Raw genomic sequence first — 1,322 nt, forward strand, 5'->3', positions numbered from 1 at the left:
ACATGGAGAGATGGTCGAGTTGGTTTAAGGCACCGGTCTTGAAAACCGGCGTACATGTGAGTGTACCGTGGGTTCGAATCCCACTTTCTCCGCCATTTTTTTTTGCCCAAAAATAAGATATGGAGAACTACTCAAGTGGCTAAAGAGGCGCCCCTGCTAAGGGCGTAGACCGGGTAACCGGTGCGAGGGTTCAAATCCCTCGTTCTCCGCCAAAGCATCTAACTAAGTTAGATGCTTTTTTTGTGGTATAGAGGATTATAGAATTTTCAATCGTAAAATTCTGATAAAACTTAGGTTTAAAGAGATTTTTAATCGAAAATTGAGAATGAAGGTTAAAGTCTTCTTTAAAAATTTAAGAAAACCTGCGATTTTTAACCATAACTTTTAACTTCATATTTAGAAAGTATGTGATTTTTTATACAAAATAAAATAAAGTCTAATTGTTTATTAGAGAAGAGAGATTGTGTATTTCTTAAAAATTATCTATCACTATAAAAATTAAATATTAAAGTTATAACATAAAATTACCATAGCTAGTGCTAGAAATATTATAATAAGAATATTGATTTATAACAGGTTATTTGTTATAATGGTAAAAATAAACAATTGAGGTGATAAAATGTATAGAGGAAAAAAGATCATTTTAAGAGCTTATAAGGATGAAGACATAGATAAAGCATATAAATTTGTAAATGACAAAGAGTTAATTAAAAATCTTTCACCAGGCATAGGATTTCCAACAACATATAAAGAAGAAGTGGAATTTATAAATTCTCAAAAGAAGAATTCAAAAGGAACATATGATTTTGCTATAGAAGTAATAGAAAATGGTGAATATATAGGTGGATGTGGAATAAATGATGTCAATTGGCAAACAAGGGTTGCTATAGTTGGGATTATGATAGGAAATAAAGATTATTGGAATAATGGTTATGGAACAGATACAATGAATACACTTATAAGATTTGTTTTTCAAGAAATGAATATTAATAAAATAAGATTACAAGTATATTCATTTAATAAAAGAGCAATAAGATGTTATGAAAAGTGTGGATTTGAAATTGAAGGGATTTTAAAAGATGAAATATATAAAGAAGGTAAATACTATGATGAAATAGTAATGAGCTTATTCAGAAAGCAATGGGATGAAAACAGTTTAAAATAAAAAAATTATTTATGAAAGTATTGACAAGTATAAATGGGATTGATATAATAATTCTTGTAAGCGACATGGAGAGATGGTCGAGTTGGTTTAAGGCACCGGTCTTGAAAACCGGCGTACATGTGAGTGTACCGTGGGTTCGAATCCCACTTTCTCCGCC

Annotated in this window: 1 protein-coding gene and 3 tRNA genes; all 4 read left to right on the plus strand. The window is 30.5% G+C overall.

Going from position 1 to position 1,322, the window contains the following annotated elements; genetic code table 11:
• The first annotated feature begins 4 nt into the window (after nt 1-4).
• Nucleotides 5-95, plus strand: a tRNA-Ser gene (locus tag BM119_RS19490).
• Nucleotides 96-121: 26 nt separating this feature from the next.
• Nucleotides 122-212: transfer RNA gene (locus tag BM119_RS19495), tRNA-Ser, on the plus strand.
• 407 nt (nt 213-619) lie between these two features.
• A complete protein-coding gene (locus BM119_RS19500; RefSeq protein ID WP_090043347.1) occupies nt 620-1,165 on the plus strand; it encodes a GNAT family N-acetyltransferase in 546 nt (181 codons plus the stop codon).
• A 67-nt stretch (nt 1,166-1,232) separates the two neighbouring features.
• Nucleotides 1,233-1,320: transfer RNA gene (locus BM119_RS19505), tRNA-Ser, on the plus strand.
• Nucleotides 1,321-1,322: the final 2 nt, after the last annotated feature.

It is taken from the genome of Clostridium frigidicarnis (genome assembly GCF_900111985.1).
In the GTDB taxonomy this organism is placed as follows: Bacteria; Bacillota; Clostridia; order Clostridiales; family Clostridiaceae; genus Clostridium_Z; species Clostridium_Z frigidicarnis.

What these genes read in the sequence shown, in the direction of transcription:
- BM119_RS19500 (WP_090043347.1), top strand. Translation starts at nt 620, where the DNA reads ATGTATAGAGGAAAAAAGATCATTTTAAGAGCTTATAAGGATGAAGAC.